General features: G+C 64.8%; 24 protein-coding genes and 1 tRNA gene. 8 read left to right on the forward strand and 17 right to left on the reverse strand.

The annotated features are described in order from the left end of the window. Nucleotides 1–71 precede the first annotated feature (71 nt). The 4 genes from HYH07_RS00180 to HYH07_RS00195 form a co-directional block, all read right to left on the reverse strand. Entirely contained in the window at nt 72–578 is a 507-nt protein-coding gene (locus HYH07_RS00180) for a tyrosine phosphatase family protein (RefSeq protein WP_220000553.1), read from the reverse strand. 175 nt (nt 579–753) lie between these two features. Then, nucleotides 754–1,368 carry a YfbR-like 5'-deoxynucleotidase gene (locus tag HYH07_RS00185; RefSeq protein WP_220000554.1) on the reverse strand — a complete coding sequence of 205 codons (615 nt, stop codon included), beginning with the start codon at nt 1,366–1,368 and terminating at the stop codon, nt 754–756. After that, nucleotides 1,365–1,991, reverse strand: a complete 627-nt coding sequence (locus HYH07_RS00190) for a DNA-3-methyladenine glycosylase I (RefSeq protein ID WP_220000555.1) — start codon at nt 1,989–1,991, stop codon at nt 1,365–1,367. Before HYH07_RS00190 ends, HYH07_RS00185 begins: the two co-directional genes overlap by 4 nt. Next, nucleotides 1,988–2,863, reverse strand: coding sequence for a folate-binding protein YgfZ (locus tag HYH07_RS00195; RefSeq protein WP_220000556.1), 876 nt, complete (start codon nt 2,861–2,863; stop codon nt 1,988–1,990). The genes HYH07_RS00190 and HYH07_RS00195 overlap by 4 nt, the downstream gene beginning before the upstream one ends. A 96-nt stretch (nt 2,864–2,959) precedes the next feature. Between HYH07_RS00195 and HYH07_RS00200 the strand changes: the two genes are divergently transcribed. From HYH07_RS00200 to HYH07_RS00220, 5 genes are all read left to right on the forward strand, one after another. Further along, the gene (locus HYH07_RS00200; RefSeq protein WP_220000557.1) at nt 2,960–4,294 is read left to right on the forward strand and encodes a dihydroorotase; all 1,335 of its coding nucleotides are present in this window, start codon (nt 2,960–2,962) and stop codon (nt 4,292–4,294) included. Nucleotides 4,295–4,464: 170 nt separating this feature from the next. Then, nucleotides 4,465–5,340: a sulfurtransferase gene (locus tag HYH07_RS00205; RefSeq protein ID WP_220000558.1), complete on the forward strand. Its 876-nt coding sequence runs from the start codon at nt 4,465–4,467 to the stop codon at nt 5,338–5,340. 90 nt (nt 5,341–5,430) lie between these two features. Beyond that, nucleotides 5,431–6,120, forward strand: a complete 690-nt coding sequence (locus tag HYH07_RS00210) for an RNA polymerase sigma factor (RefSeq protein ID WP_220000559.1) — start codon at nt 5,431–5,433, stop codon at nt 6,118–6,120. An 84-nt stretch (nt 6,121–6,204) separates the two neighbouring features. Next, nucleotides 6,205–6,738: a DUF4142 domain-containing protein gene (locus tag HYH07_RS00215; protein ID WP_220000560.1), complete on the forward strand. Its 534-nt coding sequence runs from the start codon at nt 6,205–6,207 to the stop codon at nt 6,736–6,738. A 13-nt stretch (nt 6,739–6,751) separates the two neighbouring features. Continuing rightward, entirely contained in the window at nt 6,752–7,063 is a 312-nt protein-coding gene (locus tag HYH07_RS00220) for a cupredoxin family copper-binding protein (RefSeq protein ID WP_220000561.1), read from the forward strand. 41 nt (nt 7,064–7,104) lie between these two features. On the opposite strand, the gene HYH07_RS00225 is transcribed toward HYH07_RS00220, so the two are convergent. The 4 genes from HYH07_RS00225 to HYH07_RS00240 form a co-directional block, all read right to left on the reverse strand. After that, on the reverse strand, nt 7,105–7,371 hold the full coding sequence (locus HYH07_RS00225; protein ID WP_057757219.1) for a hypothetical protein: 267 nt from the start codon (nt 7,369–7,371) through the stop codon (nt 7,105–7,107). A gap of 170 nt (nt 7,372–7,541) precedes the next feature. Beyond that, the gene (locus HYH07_RS00230; RefSeq protein WP_220000562.1) at nt 7,542–7,919 is read right to left on the reverse strand and encodes a TIGR02301 family protein; all 378 of its coding nucleotides are present in this window, start codon (nt 7,917–7,919) and stop codon (nt 7,542–7,544) included. Nucleotides 7,920–7,938: 19 nt separating this feature from the next. After that, nucleotides 7,939–8,400 carry an NUDIX hydrolase gene (locus tag HYH07_RS00235; RefSeq protein ID WP_220000563.1) on the reverse strand — a complete coding sequence of 154 codons (462 nt, stop codon included), beginning with the start codon at nt 8,398–8,400 and terminating at the stop codon, nt 7,939–7,941. A gap of 16 nt (nt 8,401–8,416) precedes the next feature. Continuing rightward, complete coding sequence (locus HYH07_RS00240; protein WP_057757225.1) at nt 8,417–8,914, reverse strand: hypothetical protein; 498 nt, start codon at nt 8,912–8,914, stop codon at nt 8,417–8,419. Between the two features lie 61 nt (nt 8,915–8,975). Here HYH07_RS00240 and HYH07_RS00245 point away from each other — a divergent pair, with 61 nt between their 5' ends. Further along, nucleotides 8,976–9,740 (forward strand): SOS response-associated peptidase, encoded by a 765-nt coding sequence (locus HYH07_RS00245; protein ID WP_220000564.1) that lies wholly within the window; start codon nt 8,976–8,978, stop codon nt 9,738–9,740. A gap of 119 nt (nt 9,741–9,859) precedes the next feature. Here the strand turns inward: HYH07_RS00245 and HYH07_RS00250 are convergent, their stop codons facing one another. After that, complete coding sequence (locus HYH07_RS00250) at nt 9,860–10,276, reverse strand: Tautomerase enzyme (RefSeq protein WP_128962227.1); 417 nt, start codon at nt 10,274–10,276, stop codon at nt 9,860–9,862. 105 nt (nt 10,277–10,381) lie between these two features. Between HYH07_RS00250 and HYH07_RS00255 the strand changes: the two genes are divergently transcribed. Beyond that, entirely contained in the window at nt 10,382–10,942 is a 561-nt protein-coding gene (locus HYH07_RS00255; protein WP_220000565.1) for a TetR family transcriptional regulator, read from the forward strand. A gap of 139 nt (nt 10,943–11,081) precedes the next feature. Here the strand turns inward: HYH07_RS00255 and HYH07_RS00260 are convergent, their stop codons facing one another. The 6 genes from HYH07_RS00260 to HYH07_RS00285 all read right to left on the reverse strand — a co-directional run bounded on the left by HYH07_RS00260 (nt 11,082) and on the right by HYH07_RS00285 (nt 16,788). Then, nucleotides 11,082–12,275: a CaiB/BaiF CoA-transferase family protein gene (locus tag HYH07_RS00260; RefSeq protein ID WP_220000566.1), complete on the reverse strand. Its 1,194-nt coding sequence runs from the start codon at nt 12,273–12,275 to the stop codon at nt 11,082–11,084. A 35-nt stretch (nt 12,276–12,310) separates the two neighbouring features. Beyond that, nucleotides 12,311–13,240 carry a glycine/sarcosine/betaine reductase selenoprotein B family protein gene (locus HYH07_RS00265; RefSeq protein ID WP_220000567.1) on the reverse strand — a complete coding sequence of 310 codons (930 nt, stop codon included), beginning with the start codon at nt 13,238–13,240 and terminating at the stop codon, nt 12,311–12,313. Between the two features lie 82 nt (nt 13,241–13,322). Then, a complete protein-coding gene (locus HYH07_RS00270) occupies nt 13,323–13,904 on the reverse strand; it encodes an NUDIX domain-containing protein (protein ID WP_220000568.1) in 582 nt (193 codons plus the stop codon). 9 nt (nt 13,905–13,913) lie between these two features. Then, nucleotides 13,914–14,345, reverse strand: a complete 432-nt coding sequence (locus HYH07_RS00275) for a GNAT family acetyltransferase (RefSeq protein WP_220000569.1) — start codon at nt 14,343–14,345, stop codon at nt 13,914–13,916. 2 nt (nt 14,346–14,347) lie between these two features. After that, entirely contained in the window at nt 14,348–15,775 is a 1,428-nt protein-coding gene (locus HYH07_RS00280; protein ID WP_220000876.1) for an FAD-binding oxidoreductase, read from the reverse strand. A 23-nt stretch (nt 15,776–15,798) separates the two neighbouring features. After that, entirely contained in the window at nt 15,799–16,788 is a 990-nt protein-coding gene (locus HYH07_RS00285; RefSeq protein ID WP_220000570.1) for an L-threonylcarbamoyladenylate synthase, read from the reverse strand. Between the two features lie 68 nt (nt 16,789–16,856). Here HYH07_RS00285 and HYH07_RS00290 point away from each other — a divergent pair. Continuing rightward, a tRNA-Pro gene (locus HYH07_RS00290) sits at nt 16,857–16,933 on the forward strand. 186 nt (nt 16,934–17,119) lie between these two features. Here HYH07_RS00290 and HYH07_RS00295 read toward each other — a convergent pair. Further along, the gene (locus HYH07_RS00295; protein WP_220000571.1) at nt 17,120–17,446 is read right to left on the reverse strand and encodes a hypothetical protein; all 327 of its coding nucleotides are present in this window, start codon (nt 17,444–17,446) and stop codon (nt 17,120–17,122) included. 212 nt (nt 17,447–17,658) lie between these two features. Beyond that, on the reverse strand, nt 17,659–17,883 hold the full coding sequence (locus HYH07_RS00300) for a hypothetical protein (protein WP_220000572.1): 225 nt from the start codon (nt 17,881–17,883) through the stop codon (nt 17,659–17,661). Between the last annotated feature and the right edge of the window lie 118 nt (nt 17,884–18,001).

The following is an 18,001-nucleotide window of genomic DNA, read 5'->3' on the forward strand; positions in this document are numbered from 1 at the left end:
CTCTCCCCAACCCTCTCCCGCAAGCGGGAGAGGGAGCCCAGTCCCGTCACGGCTGCTATTCGACTCCCGCCTCATTCGAGCTCGATCACGAAGGGGCGGCCTTCGACCAGCATCTCGCCCGGACCCATCTCGTCGAGGGCGCGCAGCATGCGGCCGTTGCGGCCGAGCGCGCGGTCGGCGAGGCTGACGATGCGGCGGTTCGGCGAGGCGATCGGGGAGGCCGCACGGATCTTCTTCGCAATCTCGATCTCGTCGCGATCAGGATTGAGCGCGCAGACGGCGGCGAACGCGCTCGCCGTGGAGCGGCTGATGCCGGCATAGCAATGCACCACCAGCGGCGCAGCCCGATCCCAGCCGCGCACGAAATTCAGCACCTGTTCGATATGCGCCTCCGACGGTGCGACAAAGCCGTCCATCTCCTCGGTGATGTCGTCCATCGACACCTTGAGATGATTGGCCGGAAGCACCGACACCGGCCGCGCCACCTGCTCGACATTGGCCATCACGGTCAGCACATGGCTGGCCCCAGTGCGGCGAACGGTTTCGGGAAGCGCAGCGAGCGAGCAGACGTGGATCATGGCGGACCTTTTAATTGATTATAGCGAGCGCTCGTAGGGTGGGCAAAGGCGCATCGCGCCGTGCCCACCACCTCGCAGTTGCGCATCTCATTCGGTTTGGTGGGCACGCGGAGCCTGTCATCGGGCGCGCATTCGCGCGACCCGGTGGCTTTGCCTACCCTACGAAGGGATGATGCTACGCGAACACCGCCCCAAACCGTTCCAGAAACTGCTTCTCGGCCCGCGCCGCCGTCCAGGGCGTCAGATAGTCGCGCCTGATATTGTCGGAAAGGCCGGGATCCTTGCCGAACAGCCGCTTCGCCTCGCTTTCGCTGAAGCCGGCAAGCTCGGTCGCCTCGAGGTAAGCCGCGCCGCGATCGGCGGCCTTGATCGCCAGCGTGATCTCCTCGGGCAGCACCGGCGGCAGGCCGAAGCGGATGTGGATGGCGCCGAGCAGGCGCTTCTCCACCGCCCTGTAATGGCCGTCGAGCACCGCCTTGAACGGCGAGATCATGTCGCCGATGACATATTCAGGGGCGTCGTGCAGCAGCGCGGCGAGCCGGATGCGCTGGTCAGCGCGCGGCATCTCGTGCCGCAGCACGGTCTCCACCAGCAGGGTGTGCTGGGCGACCGAGAAGATATGCGCGCCGACGGTCTGTCCGTTCCAGCGCGCAACGCGCGCCAGCCCATGGGCGATGTCGGCGATTTCGACATCGAGCGGGGAGGGATCGAGCAGGTCGAGCCGCCGGCCCGACAGCATGCGCTGCCAGGCGCGGGATTCGGATGCGCGCGCGGTCTTCCTGGCCGTCATTTGGTCTTGAGGCGCGGCTTGCGCTGCATCTTGCTGCAGGTCGCGTGGCAATGGCAGTCGACGAGATGGTCGTTGACCATCCCGGTCGCCTGCATGAAGGCATAGACGATAGTGGGGCCGACGAATTTGAAGCCGCGCGAGGACAGCTCCTTGGAGATCTGCATCGACAGCGGTGTCGACGCCGGGACGCTTGCCGTGGTCTTGAAATTATTGACCTTGGGCCGGCCGTCCATGAAGTCCCAGAGGAATTTGGAGAAGCCCGGGCCCTTCTCCATGATGTCGAGGTACGCCTTCGCGCTCAGGATGGTGCCTTCGATCTTGGCCTTGTTCCGCACGATGCCGACATCGTTCATCAGCGCATGCACCTTCCTGTCGGTGTAGCGTGCGATCTTCTCCGGCTGGAAATCGTCGAAGGCTTTGCGGAAATTGTCGCGCTTGCGCAGGATCGTGATCCAGGACAGACCGGCCTGAAAGCCGTCGAGGATCAGCTTTTCATAGAGCGCACGGTCGTCATATTCAGGCACGCCCCATTCGGTGTCGTGATAGGCGACATAGAGCGGGTCTTCGCCCGGCCAGGGGCAGCGGGTCTTTCCGTCGGGATGCAGGCGGGGAGCGCGGCTCATGCAATGGGCTGCTTTGCGGGAATGCGAACGACGTCGGGTTCTGCCAACCTCACGGCGAGCCCGCCAGCGGTGAGCGGCTGGCCGGCATCGAGCGCATCGGCAACGCGGTCGATCCGCACCAGCGCAATGCCCTTGCCCTTCGCCGATGAGCCCATGGTGCCGACGGATTTGTCGCCGGCCATGACAGTGACGCCGACTTCCGGGGCGGAGTCCTCGATCAGCACCTTCACGCTGCGGGTGCGTGCCGTGCCGCGATGCTGCATGCGCGAGACGACCTCCTGGCCGACATAGCAGCCCTTGTCGAAATCGACGCCGGAAAGGCGATCCATGTTGGTCTCGTGCGGGAACGCATCGCTGTACATGAAATCGAGCCCGCCGCGCGGCACGCCCACCGCGATCCGGTGCGCCTCGTATTCGCCGGCATCGACCAGCTCCGCACCGATCAGGTCGGAGAGCTTCTGCTTGAGATCTTCGGGGATCAGGATGCGCGTGCCGAGCTCGGCATTGCGTGGGTCGGCAAAGGCGAGGTCCGGTTGCGTTGCAGGCTGGCCCTCCCAGGCCGCGAGCACGCCGAGATCGAGGATCTCCACCGTGACCTTGGCGCGCAGCTTGTAGAATTTCAGCTTGGTGGCGAGGGTGTCTGCCAGCGGCTTCGGGCAGTCGATCAGGAACCCGCCGCCATGGCCGCCAGGGGCTTCCGTGATCAGGAAATCCACGATGATCTTGCCCTGCGGCGTCAGCAGCGCGCCGAATCGGCCCAGGCCCGGCTTGAGCTTGTCGACATCGGTGGTGATGAGGCCGTTGAGGAAGTTGCGTGCGTCCTCGCCCGCGACCTTGATCACGCCCCGGTCGGGAAGAAACGCTGATTTCATGTGAAAATCTCTTGCGACATGGTGCTCCGGAACGTAAGCCCGCAAGGCATAAACGACAAGACCTCGGGCCCTGCGCTTGGGGATGAGAGAGGCCCCATGACCCAGCGATTCGATGTGATCCTCAAGGGCGGCACCGTCGTCAACCAGGACGGCGAAGGCGTTCGCGATATCGGTATCATCAATGGCCGCATCGCCGAGCTGGGTCCGCTGTCGCAGGGCTCGGCGGCGGAGGTGATCGACTGCAAGGGCCTGCACATCCTGCCCGGCGTGATGGACACGCAGGTGCATTTCCGTGAACCCGGGCTGGAGCACAAGGAAAATCTCGAATCGGGCTCGCGCAGCGCCGTGATGGGTGGCGTCACCGCCGTGTTCGAGATGCCGAACACCTCGCCGCTCACGGTGACCGAGGTCACCTTCTCCGACAAGGTGAAGCGTGCCCATCATCGCATGCATTGCGATTTTGCTTTCTTCATCGGCGGCACCCGCGAGAACGTGCAGGACCTGCCGGTGCTCGAGCGTGCCCCGGGCTGCGCCGGCGTGAAGGTGTTCATCGGCTCCTCGACCGGCGCGCTGCTGGTGGAGGATGACGAGAGCCTGCGCCGCATCTTCCAGGTGATCCGTCGCCGTGCGGCGTTCCATGCCGAGGACGAGTACCGCCTCAACGACCGCAAGTCGCTCCGCATCGAGGGCGATGCGCGCTCGCATCCGGTCTGGCGCGACGAGACTGCGGCGCTGATGGCGACGCAGCGCCTGGTCAAGCTCGCGCACGAGACGGGAAAGCGCATCCACGTGCTGCACATCTCGACCAAGGAAGAGATCGAGTTCCTGCGCGACCACAAGGACGTCGCCTCCTGTGAGGCGACGCCGCATCATCTGACGCTGGTCGCACCCGAATGCTACGAGCGGCTCGGCACGCTGGCGCAGATGAACCCGCCGGTGCGATCAGCCGATCATCGCGCCGGCATCTGGCGCGGCATCGAGCAGGGCATCATCGACGTGCTCGGCTCCGACCACGCCCCGCATACGCTGGAAGAAAAGCAGAAGACCTACCCGGCCTCGCCCTCCGGCATGACCGGCGTGCAGACGCTGGTGCCGCTGATGCTCGATCATGTCAATGCCGGCCGGCTTTCTCTTGCGCGCTTCGTCGATCTCACCAGCGCCGGCCCGGCGCGCCTTTACAACATGGCTTGCAAGGGCCGCATCGCCGCCGGCTACGACGCCGACTTCACGGTGGTGGACCTCAAGCGCAGCGAAACCATCACCAGCAAATGGGTGGCGTCGAAGGCCGGCTGGACCCCCTATGACGGCGTCCGCGTGACGGGGTGGCCCGTCGGCACGTTCGTCCGCGGCAAGCGCGTGATGTGGCAGGGCGAGCTCGTGACGCCGTCGCAGGGCGAGGCGGTGCGGTTTCTGGAGACGCTGAAGCAGTAGGAGCAAGATTAGCTTCCTGCACCGCTGTCATGCCCCGGCCTGTCCGGGGCATCCAGTACGCCGCGGCGATAGTTGTCTGACACGGCTGCGGCCTCTGGAATACTGGATTGCCCGCTTTCGCGGGCAATGACAGTGTGCCACGAAGCGCCAGTTTAGATTGGGAGAGCGCAATGTCCCAACCCACCGCCCTCATCACCACCGAGCAACTTGCCGCCATCCTCGGCGACCCCAACCTCCGCATCTACGACTGCACGACCTATCTGGAGCCCGCACCCTCAGGCAGCGACGTGCCCTATCGCGCGGTGCCCGGCGACAAGACCTTTGCCGCGGGCCACGTCCCGGGTGCCGATTATCTCGACCTGCAAGGCGAATTTTCGGATGCTTCCACGCGGCAATTCTTCATGATGCCCGAGGTTGCCCAGCTCGAAGCCGCCTTCGGTCGCCACGGCGCCGACGCAGGCAAAACGATCGTGCTCTACAGCGTCGGCACCATGATGTGGTCGACGCGGTTCTGGTGGATGCTGCGGTCCCTTGGCGTCGATGCGCACGTGCTCGACGGCGGTTTTGACAAATGGAAGGACGAGGGGCAACCGGTCGAGACAGGTGCGCCGAAGGGTTATCCGGCGACGACCTTCAAGGCCGCGCCGCGCGCCGGCTTCTTCGTCGGCAAAAATTTTGTGAAGGCGCACATCGGCGATCCCGCGACTGTCACCGTCAATGCGCTCGGGCCGCAATTCCATAAAGGCCTCGAGCCGAGCCGCTACGGCCGGCCCGGCCGCGTGCCCGGCAGCGTCAACGTGTCGGCTGCAACCCTCGTCAATGCCGACAAGACGCTGACCTCGCTCGCCGATGCCGAAGCCAAATTCACCGCGGCCGGCGTCACGCCAGACAAGAACGTGATCCTCTATTGCGGCGGCGGCATCTCGGCAACGATCGACCTATTGATGCTGACGCAGCTCGGCTACGACAAGCTGACGCTGTATGATGCCTCCATGGGCGAATGGGCGAGGGACGCGTCGCTGCCGATTGAGACGGATCAGGGGTGAATCTTGCCCTCCAGTAGAGGGTAAGAAATCGGGAACCTTTGCTGCCCGCTTGCATCCAATATCCGGAACCAACGGAGACAGGTGATCGCCATGCAACGGACCGCTGCCGGCCTGTCCGCCGGCCTCAGGCTATTGGAAGCCGAGCTGATCGACCGGGCGCGGAGCCGGGACGAGGCCGCGCTCCGCGAGATCATGCAGGCCAATAACCGCAGGCTTTACCGTCTCGCGCGCGGCATCCTGCGCAGCGACAGCGAAGCCGAGGACGTGGTGCAGGAGACCTATGTCCGCGCTTTCACCCATCTCGATCGATTCAAGGGCGAGTCCGCGCTGTCGACCTGGCTGTCCCGCATCGCCATCAACGAAGCCCTTGGCCGGGCGCGTAGCGCCAGGCCGCATGTCGAGCTCGGCGCAGTGCCGGAAGAGGCGCTCGAGGCGCAGATCATCAAATTCCCCGTTTCTCCCGCAGGCGATCCGGAAAGGACCATGGCCCAACGTGAAATCCAGCGCGTCGTCGAGCGCGCCATCGACGAATTGCCTGATGTCTTCCGCATGGTCTTCGTCGCTCGCGTCATGGAGGGCATGACCATCGAGGAGACCGCCGATCTGCTCGGCGTGAAGCCCGAGACCGTGAAGACGCGGCTGCACCGCGCCCGTACCATGCTGCGCGAGAATGTCGAGAAGGAGATCGGTCCCGTGATGATGGACGCGTTCCCGTTCGCCGGCTGGCGCTGCGAGCACCTGACGGAGGCAGTGCTCGAGCGCCTCGGTATCGGCGGCTGATTCTTTTGGGAACGTTTGCGCAGAACGCCCATCCAATTCCTGTGAAGCAACGCCGGCAAACCGGCCGCACAGGAGTGTCAGACCATGTTCATTCGTTGGAGCGCGGCGATCGCCGCTACCATTCTGTTGTCCAGCCCCGTGCTGATGCACGCTGTGCGAGCCGCCGAAAAGCTCACCGATCCGCAGATCGCCCATATCGCCTACACCGCGGGCGTGATCGACATCAACGCGGCCAAGCAGGCGCGGAAGAAGGCCAAGAATAAAGACGTCAAGGCATTTGCCGAGGACATGCTGCGCGACCACGAGGCGGTCAACAAGCAAGCGCTCGCGCTGGTCAAGAAGCTGAACGTCACGCCCGAAGATAACGACACCAGCAAGGCACTGTCGAAGCAGGCAAGCGACAAGCTGGCCGAGCTCGACAAGCTGGATGGCGCTGCCTTCGACAAGGCCTATGTCGCCAACGAGGTTGCCTATCACAAGACGGTCAATGGCGCGCTGGAGACGCAGCTCATTCCATCCGCCAGCAATGCCGAATTGAAGAGCTTGCTGCAGACCGGCCTGAAGATCTTTCAGGGCCATCAGCAGCACGCCGAGCACGTCGCGTCGGAACTGAAATAGGGAGCGTGCGACGATGTCGGGACGACTGTCTTCGATTGCCCTTGTTTTCGCGGTGATGGCCGTTCCTGCAAAGGCCGCAACGATCGAGATCACGATGGGGAATCTCGTGATCTCACCGGCTGAGGTGTCGGCGAAGGTCGGCGACACCATCACATGGATCAACAAGGACATCTTCGCCCACACCGCCACCGCGCAGAACGGCGATTTCGACGTGACACTGCCGCCGAACAAGTCGGCGACGTCAGTTCTGAAGAAGGCGGGAACGGTCGACTATTACTGCCGCTATCATCCCAACATGAAAGCGACGCTCAAGATCGAGCCTTGATGAAACCCTGCCTTGAGGCCGGGTCCTGTTCGAACGGGAGCTTACTGCCGGGCGAGGCTGACCGAGAACTCGCCATTGCGGATGCGGGCGGGAAAACCCTCGACGAATTTCGCTACCGCGTCCTCGCCATAGGTGCCGACGAGCTCGGCAAGCGCCGCGAACAGGCTTGCTTGCGCCAGGCAATCGCCATCGACGCCGTCATGGCGCGCTTCGGCCCAGGCCTCGTTCAGATAGCTCAGGGCGGCCTGCTTCTGCTCATGGTCGGGCAGCGGCGCGCGGGCAGGGGCGTAGGAAATCGGCTGGCTCATGAAACTCGATCAGGGCTGGGGCGCGATCCACGGCGATGCGCTGTGTGAGAGGTGTAGCACGCACATTAACGACCGCTAGGCCACATCTTTAAGAACGGTTAACGGCTGTGAACAAAGTCGATGACAGGGTTCCAGTCACTGTCATTCCGGGTTCGCGACGAATCGAGGACTCAGTTCGCGTAGCGCGCCGTCAGATCCCGCGAGATCTTCGAGCCTTCGTCGATGTAACGACGAATCGCCACCGTCGCCGCCGGCGTGCAGCTTCGGTAGGTCTGCTGGAAGCCGTTATAGCCGCGGTTGAAGGCGGCGATCATGCGGGTGCGCCGCTCGCCGGCGGGGGTTTCGGCATCGATCAGCGCCTGCATCTCGCTCCGCCATTTGTTGCCCTCGTTGGCGCCGCAGATGCCGCGAAGATAATGCAGGCCGCCCAGGATCTCGGCCAGCCGCTGCAAATCGCCGTCGAACGGCGCTGCCACGTCCTGGGCCCGGGCGGGCACGGACGCGCAGGCGAGGATCAGGGCAAAAATGGCCAGAAATCGCGGGAACATTGGCGGGCTGTATGCCCCCTCAGAGCTGATGACGCAAGGCGGGCGGTCGGGGGCTGATCAGGCGCGCGGCGGACTGGATGATCTCCTCCAGCCCCCCGGTCAGCTTGAGGTCGCTGAGGCTGCCAAGCGTATCAGGGACGATCCACCGGAAATCGTCGAGCTCGTCGTTCAGGGTGGGTTCCCGCGCCAGCCAGCGGGCGGCAAAGGACAGGATCAGGTAATGGCCGGCACCGGGTGCGGCCGGCAGCACCTCGCGCCAGCCGGCAAGGCTGACGATCTCGATGGCGAGCCCGGTTTCCTCGTCGACCTCACGTTTCACGGCCTGATGCAGCGATTCGCCGAATTCGACCCGGCCGCCTGGCAGCGAATAGAAGCCCTTGGCGGGGGACCGGGCGCGGCGGGTCAGCAGCACCTTGCCCTCGCGGAAAATCGCGGCGCTGACGGCAATCTGGGGATGGGTGGGCTGGACGAGCGTGGCCATATCTTCAAGACTTGGCCTAGTTCGCCATGATGGTATCGACGTCGGCTTCCGCGCCGCCGTTGATGATGCCGCCGCAGGCAGCGATCAGCGGCTTGACCCAGGCGGTCGCCTGCTCGGCCAGGCGAACGCGGGTTGAGTCCTTCTCGACCTCGCGCATGGCCGAGCCGACTGCTGTCAGGATCGAGGTCATGGTGTCGGTGATGTGGTCGAACTGGGCGCGCACGGACGGTTCGGCCTTCTCATACGCCTCGATGGCGAGATCCCGCGCCTTGAAATTCGACGCCGTGAAATGCTCGGCATAGGACAGCGGCGACCAGGTCAGAAAATCCTCGGCGCATTCAGGCATGTCCGGGATCATCTCCAGGAGCATCACGGCTTCATTGAAATGGTTGAGATAGTCGGTGGCAAGCCCGGTCCGCGGGTTGATATTGGCCAGGCGCAGCCGTTCGGCCCAGGCCACGGCCTCGGGGCCCGTCTGTGCGCGCATCGCGGGTTGGGAGGCCATTGAGCTCATCGGCCGCAGTGTTAACGTTCGGGGTTAAAAGGACATCAACGGACCCTATATTGGCGCAAGGATGTGTGGACGCTTTGTCATAACTTCGGCCCCAGCGGCCTTGCGGCAACTGTTTGGCTATATCGAGCAGCCGAATTTCCCTCCCCGGTACAATGTCGCCCCGACGCAACCTGTTCCGGTCGTCCTGGTCGAGAATGGGGCGCGCCATTTCCGCCTGATGCGCTGGGGCCTGCTGCCGGGCTGGGTCAAGGATCCCAAGGGCTTTACGCTTCTGATCAACGCCCGCTCCGAGACGGTGCTGGAAAAGCCCGCGTTCAAAAAGGCGATTCGCCGGCGCCGCGGCCTGATCCCGGCTGATGGCTATTACGAATGGAAAGCGGAGGGCGGCCGCAAGCAGCCGTTTTTCATCCATCACGCCGACGGTGCGCCGCTCGGTTTCGCCGCCGTGTTCGAGACCTGGCTCGGGCCGAACGGTGAGGAGCTCGACACGGTCGCGATCGTGACGGCCGCCGCCGGCGAAGATTTGGCCGCGCTACATGATCGCGTGCCCGTCACCATCAGCCCGCGCGATTTCGAGCGCTGGCTCGATTGCCGCGGTGACGAGATCGACGCGATCCTGCCGCTGATGACGGCGCCACGCGTTGGCGAATTCGCCTGGCACCCGGTCTCCACCCGCGTCAACCGCGTCGCCAATGACGACGAGCAGCTGCCGTTGCCGATCAGCGCGGAGGAGATGGCGGCAGAAGCGGAGGCGGCGAAGCCGAAGAAGGTCGTGAGGAAGGTCGCTGCTGCGTCATCAGATGACGGGCAGGGCTCGTTGTTCTAGGCGACGGTGCCGTGGGTGGGTTAGCGCAGCGTAACCCACCAACTTCGTTCGGCGTGCGCGGAATCATGGTGGGTTACGCCTTCGGCTGACCCACCCTACAAAACCTGTACTCGCTCGCTTCAAGCCGCAGCGACCGCCGATCCGAGCGCGGCATTGCTGAACGCCTCGCCGCCGATGCCCCAGCCGCCATCCACGGCGTAGCTGACATTGGCGAAGATGTGCTCGCGCTTGATGCGTCCCTCGGCGGCCTTCTCGATGATGGCAGTTCCCTCGGAGATCCAGGCGTCCTTCAGCTCCTGCGTCGGCAGCACGAAGGACGGCACCTTGAGCTCGAACACGGCGATGTCCGCGGGCTTGCCGCCGGAATAGGTGCGCCGCTTCGGCACCACGGTCACCTCGCCGATGACGTTCGGCGTCATGAAGCGGTTGCCGGTGAGGCCGTGCAGGCGCAGCAGCAGTTCGGTCAGCTTGCCGAACGCCTCGGCTTCCCCTGATGGCGTCAGCGCGCCTTCGGGAACGATGATCTGGATAGGCATAAAGAGGTCTCCCTTTGAACCGTCAGATAACGGTCGTTATATAAAACATAACGATCGTTATCTCGTCAAGCCTAATATAACGATCGCTATTGAGAGGTGACGGCGATGGCACGACGGAAGAAGAGCGATGGAGACGCACGCACGCGGCTGGCGGACGCGGTCGGGCGCGGCTTCCGCACCGGTGGATTCGGCGGCGCCGGCGTGGACGCGCTCGCAAAGGGCGCGGGCCTCACGTCGGGGGCGTTCTACGCCCATTTCGAGTCCAAGGCGGATGCGTTCCGGCTCGCGGTCGCGGACGGGCTCGCCTTCCTGCGCGGAGGCATCGCCCAGTTTCAGGCGCAATATGGCAGCGGCTGGCGTGATCCTTTCATCGATTTCTATCTGGGTGAGCGGATGGAGGTCGGTCTCGATGAAGCCTGCGCGCTGCCGAGCTTTTCCTCCGATGTCGCGCGCGCGGACGCGGCCACGCGCGCCGTCTACCAGGGTGAGCTGGAGCGTCTCGCGGACCTCGTTGCACAAGGTTTTCGCGGCACGCATGCGCGGCAGCGCGCGCTGGCACTGCTGGCGATCCTGACGGGCGCGGCCGACATGGCCCGCGCAGTGAAGGACGATGCCGTCAGGCGCGAGATTCTCGCCGCCGCCAAGATCGCGGCGAAGGCGATCTAACTTGGTTCGCAGGCGCGTGCGGTCGATCTCGATGCAGTAGGGTGGGCAAAGCGCAAGCGTGCCCACGCGTTTTTCGTGACCGAGAGGGGTCGTGGGCACGGCGCAAGGGCGCCTTTGCCCACCCTACGGCAGCGGAGTTCTACACGATCTCCCGCGCCCTCAGCGCTGCGATCTCCGCCGCGTCGAATCCGAGCTCGCCCAGCACCGCATCCGTATCCGCGCCGAGCTCCGGCGCCATCCGATCGAGTTTGCCGCCGCCATGGGCGAGCTTGAAGCCGCTGCCGGCAAAGCGCAGGCGGCCATAGGGCGTGTCCAGCTCCTGGATCGCGCCGCGCGCCTTGATCTGCGGGTGGTCGATCACCTCCTCGATCTTCCAGATGCTGGCGCAGGGTGCGCCGGCATCCTCGAGGATCGTCTCCCATTCGCGCGCGGGTTTTGCCGCCAGCGCCTCTTCGATGATGGCCCGCAGTGCCGGTTCGTTCTCGTTGCGGGAAAACCAGTCGGCAAAGCGCGGATCGCTCAACGTATCCTCGCGGCCGAGCGTGCTCATCAGCGCGCGGTACTGCTTCTCATTATTGACTGCGAGCAGGATGTAGCCGTCGCCCGCCTTGAAAAGGTTCGCGGTGGTCTTGCGGCTGACCGCCTGGTTGCCGGAAAGCTGCTGGCGATGGCCGGCGACCGACCAGTCCGCGATTTGCCCCGACAGAAACGCCAGCGTCGCCTCCAGCATGGAGACGTCGACGAGCTGGCCCTTGCCGGTGCGGTCGCGCTGGTACAGCGCGCTCGACACGGCAAATGCGGCCGTTGCGCCCGAGAGCACGTCGCACACCGCAAAGCCGGCGCGCGTCGGGCCCGTCGAGGGGTGGCCGGTGATCGCCATGATGCCCGACAGCGCCTGCATCTTGCCGTCATAGCCGGGCCGCAGACGATCCGGGCCGGTCTGGCCGAAGCCTGACACCGCGCAATAGATCAGTTTTGGATTGATCGCCGACAGCGCCTCGTAGCCGATGCCGAGCTTGTCCATCACGCCCGGGCGGAAGTTTTCCATGACGACGTCGACTGTGGCGGCAAGCTTCCTCACGATCGCGATCGCGTCAGGCTTTTGCAAGTCGAGCGTCAGGCTGCGCTTGTTGCCGTTGATGGCCTGGAACGCCGGGGCAAGCCCGCGCTCGGCCCATTCGCGGGACAGCGGCGTGCGGCGCATGTCCTCGCCCTCGCGCCGCTCGACCTTGATGACGTCGGCGCCCAGCAGCGCGAGCTGGTAGCTCGCATAGGGCCCGGCCAGCACTTGCGTGAAATCCAGGATCTTCACGCCCTCGAACGGTCGCGTCACGTCTCTCTCCAGATGGTTATTGTTATTGGAAGACGTCAGGCGGCGCGGTTGCCGCGCGCGATCTCCTTCTGCTTGTCGAATTCGGCGCGGCGGCGCGCCAGCTCCTCCGGTGACAGCTGCGCGACGTTGTTGTAGTCGAGCTTCCAGGAGGCGTCCTCGCTCCAGCGCAGCGGCGACTGCATCGTGGTTTGCGGCCCGCTCGCGGCCTCCAGCAGCGTAAGCGCCAGCTCCAGCGTCTGTGCCTGCGAGCCGACGTCATGCGGCATGCCGGCGGAGTTGCCGAGCGGGAAGTCGCTGAACAGAAAGCGCGGCACGGCCGCGTGCTCGATGATGTCCTTGGCACAGCCCATGATCACGGTCGCAATGCCATTGGCCTCGAGATGCCGCGCCACCAGCGCGGTGGTCTGGTGGCAGACCGGGCAGTTCGGCACCAGCACCGCGACGTCGACCGCATCAGCGAGGCAGCGCGCCAGGATCTCCGGCGCGTCGGTGTCGAGCGTGACGCGATGGCTGCGATTGGTCGGCGCGCCAAAAAAGCGCGGGCTCACCTCGCCGATGCGGCCGGCGGCTTGCGCCTTCAACAATTGCGGCAGTGGAAACCAGGTGCCGTTGTCCGTCGCCGTGGTGTGCTTGCGGTCGTAGCCGATATGGGAGATGCGCAGGTCGTGCTGCTTCGACGTGTCACCGTCATAGACCTGGTAAAACTTCGCGCTGCCATTATAGGCCGCGCCGGGCCCCTGGTCGCCCTTGGCGGGATCAAAGGGCGCCGCCGTGGTGATGATGGTGACACGCGACTGCGCCAGCGGCTTCTTCAGCTTCTGGAGCGGCGCTGTGGTGTAATGCGCCCAGCGATATGGCGTGGTGTAGCCGATCGCGCTGTAATAATCCCGCGTGCGCTGCATATAGGGGATCGGGGAATCGTAATCGGGCGCAAAGCCGAATTCATCGTCGCGCGGAGCGGACATGGGCGCGTCTCCTGGTTCTTCGTTGGCGCCAGACTAGAGGTAGTTTTCGGGTTGCTCAAGCGGAGCGAGGTGAATAGCGCACCTACCGAAAAATATTCAGTGCCGCGTATTGCAGCAGCATGATCGCCTTGCCGTCGATGATCCTGCCGTCTGCGATCATCGCCAGCGCCTCATCGATGCCGAGCTCCAGCACCTCGATGTCCTCGCCCTCATGCTCGATGCCGCCGCCGTCGCTGACCCGCATATGCGGCTCGTACTCGGCGACGAAGAAATGCAGCTTCTCGGTGATGGCACCAGGGCTCATGAAGGCTTCGAACACCTTTTCCACGTGGTGCAGGCGATAGCCGGTTTCTTCCTCGGCCTCGGCGCGGATGCGGGCTTCGGGCTCGGCATTGTCAAGCACGCCGGCGGCCGCTTCGATCAGCAGATCATCATGGCCGCGAATGAAGGCCGGCAGGCGGAATTGGCGCACCAGGATCACGCTACGTTGCGCGCGATTGTAAGGCAGGATGGCGGCGGCGTTGTCGCGCTCATAGGTCTCGCGCTTCTGTGTCTGCCATTCGCCATTGGCGCGCCGGTAATCGAACGTGGTGCTCTTCAGCGTGGTCCAGCCGTCCGAGAGCACGCGGACGTCCTTGATGCGGACGCGGTCGGAAATAGTCATGATTGCCTTTCAGTGTTCGCGGCCGTCGAGCCACTTCTGGAACATCATCGACGTCGATTCCTCGAACGCCAGCGATTGGTAGAACGCACTCGCCTGCGCATTCTCGCGGCGGACCAGGAGCTGGAGCTTTGCGATGCCGGCCGCGCGCAGCCAGTCCTCGGCCGCCGTCATGATGGCGCGGCCATAGCCGCGCTTGCGTGCGTCAGGATCGACCGCGACGTAATAGACCCAGCCGCGATGGCCGTCATGGCCAACCATGACGGTCGCCACGATCGCGCCGGCGTCGCGGCCAACGAGCACCGTCGAGTTTTCTCGCCGCCGCGCCAGCGCGATATCGGCATGCGGATCGTTCCAGGGGCGCGTCAGGCCGCAGCGCTGCCACAGCGCCACCACCGGCTCGACATTGCTATCGTCGATCGGATCGATCTTGAGAGCGGACATGCCTACAGTACCTTGCCCGGATTCATGATGCCCAGCGGATCGAGCATCGCCTTGATCGACCTCATCAGCTCGATCGCGGTCTTGTCTTTCACCTCGGGCAGCTCGTCACGCTTGAGCACGCCAATGCCGTGCTCGGCCGAGATCGAGCCGCCCATGCGCAGCACGATCTCGAACACCACGGCGTTCATCTCATGCCAGCGCGCGAGAAAGTCAGCGGTGTTGGCGCCGATGGGCTGGCTGACATTGTAATGCAGATTGCCGTCGCCGAGATGGCCGAACGGCACCGGCCGCGCGCCGGGGATCAGCTTGACCACCGCGGCATTGGCTTGCTCGATGAAATCAGGCACCGCGGCGACGGGAACGGAGATGTCGTGCTTGATCGAGCCGCCCTCCGGTTTCTGTGCCGCCGACATCTCCTCGCGCAGTTTCCAGAAGGCGTTGCGTTGGGTCAGGTTGGCCGCGATCACGGCGTCGTCGACGATCTCCTCTTCCATGGCGCGGCCGAGGATCGTCTCCAGCGGCGTGCGGGCGTCGTCGCTCGGCGAGGACAATTCCATCAGCACGTACCAGGGGTGCTTCTCTGCGAGAGGATCGCGCACGTCGATGCCGTGGCGGACCGAGAAATCGACCGCCATCTCCGACAGCAGCTCAAAGCTCGTCAGCGCATTCGCGGCCTCGCTCTGCGCGATCGTCAAAAGCTTGAGCGCTGTCGCCGGCGATTTCAGCCCGACATAGGCGGTCTCGATCGCCCGCGGCTTCGGAAACAGTTTTAGCGTCGCCGCGGTGATGATGCCGAGCGTGCCTTCCGCGCCGATGAACAGATTGTGCAGATTGTAGCCGGTATTGTCCTTCTTCAGCTTCGAGAGCACGTTGAGCACGCGCCCGTCGGCGAGCACGACCTCAAGCCCCAGCGCCATCTCGCGCGCGACGCCATAGGCGAGCGCGGCGGTGCCGCCGGCATTGGTCGAGAGATTGCCGCCGATGGTGCAGCTGCCTTCCGCGCCCAGCGACAGCGGAAACAGGCGCTCGAAATCGGCGGCCTTCGCTTGCGCGATCTGCAAGATCACGCCGGCCTCACATGTCATGGTGTTGGAGGCGGTGTCGACCTCACGGATCTTGTCCAGCCGCCGCAGCGACACCACGACCTCGCCGTTGTGCGGCGTCTGCCCGCCGACCAGCCCGGTATTGCCGCCCTGCGGCACCAGCGCGATTCTGTGCTCGGAGGCGAGCTTGCAGATCGCGGACACTTCCGCCGTCGAGCCCGGGCGCAGCACCAGCGGCGAGCGGCCGTGGAACAGGTTGCGCTCCTCGGTGACGTAGGCCTCGATATCACTGGGATCGGTGATGGCATGACGATCCCCGACGATCTTGCGAAATTGGTCGATCAGCTCGGGCGCAAGCGGTGGAGTGGCGGATTGGTTGATGTTCATTTCGTCTTCTTTCATTCCGCGTTCTAGCGCGCAACTGCCGCGCGCCGCAGCCGGTCATTGATCGCTTCGCCCAAGCCTTCTTCCGGAATCGGCATCACGGCAATCGCCTTCGGCGCCTTCGCATCTAGGCTGCGAAGATAGCCGAACAGATTGGCCGCGGCTTCATCGAGATCAGCGGTGGACGACAAATTCATGACTGCAGCAGCAGCCTCCATACCAGGCAGGCGCGCGGGGCCAAATGCCAGCAGCGCCTCGCCGGGCGCCACGTCTCGTGCGTGAAGCCGCACCGTCGCGCGCGGCGCGTAATGCGAGGCCAGCATGCCCGGCGCCAGCGGCTGGCTGTCGTCGCTGTCGGCCTCCACAGGCGGCCGCGCCAGCGGCGCGCCGAGCACGGCCTCGATCCTCTCGCGCGAGAGTCCACCGGGGCGGAGCAGCATCGGCGCCTCAAAGCAGCCAACAATCGTCGATTCGACGCCGACCGCAACAGGCCCGCCGTCGATGATCAGGTCGATCCGTCCCGCAAGATCGCTCTCGACATGGGCCGCCAGCGTCGGCGAGACGTGACCGGAGATATTTGCGGACGGTGCCACCACCGCGCCGCCAAAGGCGCGCAGGATGGCTTCCGCCACCGGATGGGCGGGAATGCGGATCGCGACGGTGTCGAGGCCGGCGGTGGCCAGATCGGCCACGGGGCAGTGCTCGGTCTTCGGCACCACCAGCGTCAGCGGTCCCGGCCAGAACGCCTCCGCAAGCCTGATCGCGCGCGCATCGAACCGGCCGATCCGCCGTGCCGCCGCGAGGTCGGGGACATGGGCGATCAGCGGATTGAATGCCGGCCGGCCCTTGGCGCTGTAGATGTGAGCGACCGCCGTGGCATTGGCGGCGTCGGCGCCGAGCCCATAGACCGTCTCGGTCGGAAACGCGACCAGCCCGCCGGCGGCAAGCCGCCGGGCGGCGGCTTGTGCACCGGCCTCGCCGGCCGGCAAAATCAGCGTTTCAAGACCCGTTTTCACAGGGACAAAATTCCTCTTACCGGCCGCTTGCGGTGCGCCAAACCCGACGCTATAAGCCGGCCTCTTGTCGGAGTGTGGCTCAGCCCGGTAGAGCACTGCGTTCGGGACGCAGGGGTCGCAGGTTCGAATCCTGCCACTCCGACCATTCTTCCAAAAGTTGGCGTTTTTCAAAGGCTTGGCGGACCGGCCGCCAGCGCCTCCGGGGCCCTTTTTGCAACGATTTTGAAGGCGGGTCCACGGCCGATTTGGCTGGGCAGAGGGGGCTGCCGGAGCAGCATGGCTTGCCACTTGCCGGCACCCGCGCTCCGGCGTCGCGAGCCAGGTCAGAGGCCTACCGCCGCGCCACCAGCACGCCCAGCAGAAACGCCACCATCAGCGATGGCAGCGGGGCCTCGCGCACCATGCCGCGAACGATGTCGGACCAGTGCTGCTCGGGGACGAGCCCTGGCGACCTGATCCGGGCCGTCGGCGCGATGCCCCACTGTGACGCGAGCTCGGCGATCTCGCTTGAGGCCAGACGCGCGCCGTCACGCACGCGGAAGATCGCGGCCTCCGCGCGCTCGCGCGGCGCGAGCAGCATCACGGTTGCGACCGCCGTGCGCAGCGTCATCTCGCCAAAACCTTGCAGCCTCACCGACTCCTCGGGTTCGGATATCATGCAAAAATCCTCACAGCGCGAAGTGGCGCGCGATGGTGAAGGCCGCCGTCGCGCACAGCACCAGCGTGGAAACCGCGCCGGCCACGCCACGCGCGAAATGGGCTCGCGTCAGATGCCTGGACATGATTTTGCTCCATGCTTCCCCATGCAAATGGCGGGGCGGAGCGTTGGTTCCGCGCGCTGTGCCGAATTTGTCCTGCGCGCCGGGGCGGTTACTTCCGCAGCAATTCCCGCAACGCCGCCGTCGCCTCGGCGCAGCGGATATCGTCGATCTCCCTGGACAGGCTGAGCGCGCTCGCTTTCAGCTCTTCCACCTTCCAGCTTTCGGGATGCTGGCTCTCGAGCTGGCTGAGCCGCTTGTTCAGATCGTCCAATTTGGATTGAAGCTGCCCGATGCTGGCGGCTCCATTCACGTTCCAAACGCGTTGTGCACGCATCGTCATTCCCCTGACTTGTCTCACGGTGTTGTGAGCAGGGTTCGTGGCCGCAATGGGCGTTTCTTTTGTCCGGTCTTAGATCGTTGGGAACCGTTGCAGATAGGCAACGAAAGTTGCT

The sequence above is a fragment of the Bradyrhizobium sp. BR 10261 genome, from assembly GCF_019455395.1.
GTDB classification, from domain to species: Bacteria; Pseudomonadota; Alphaproteobacteria; order Rhizobiales; family Xanthobacteraceae; genus Bradyrhizobium; species Bradyrhizobium manausense.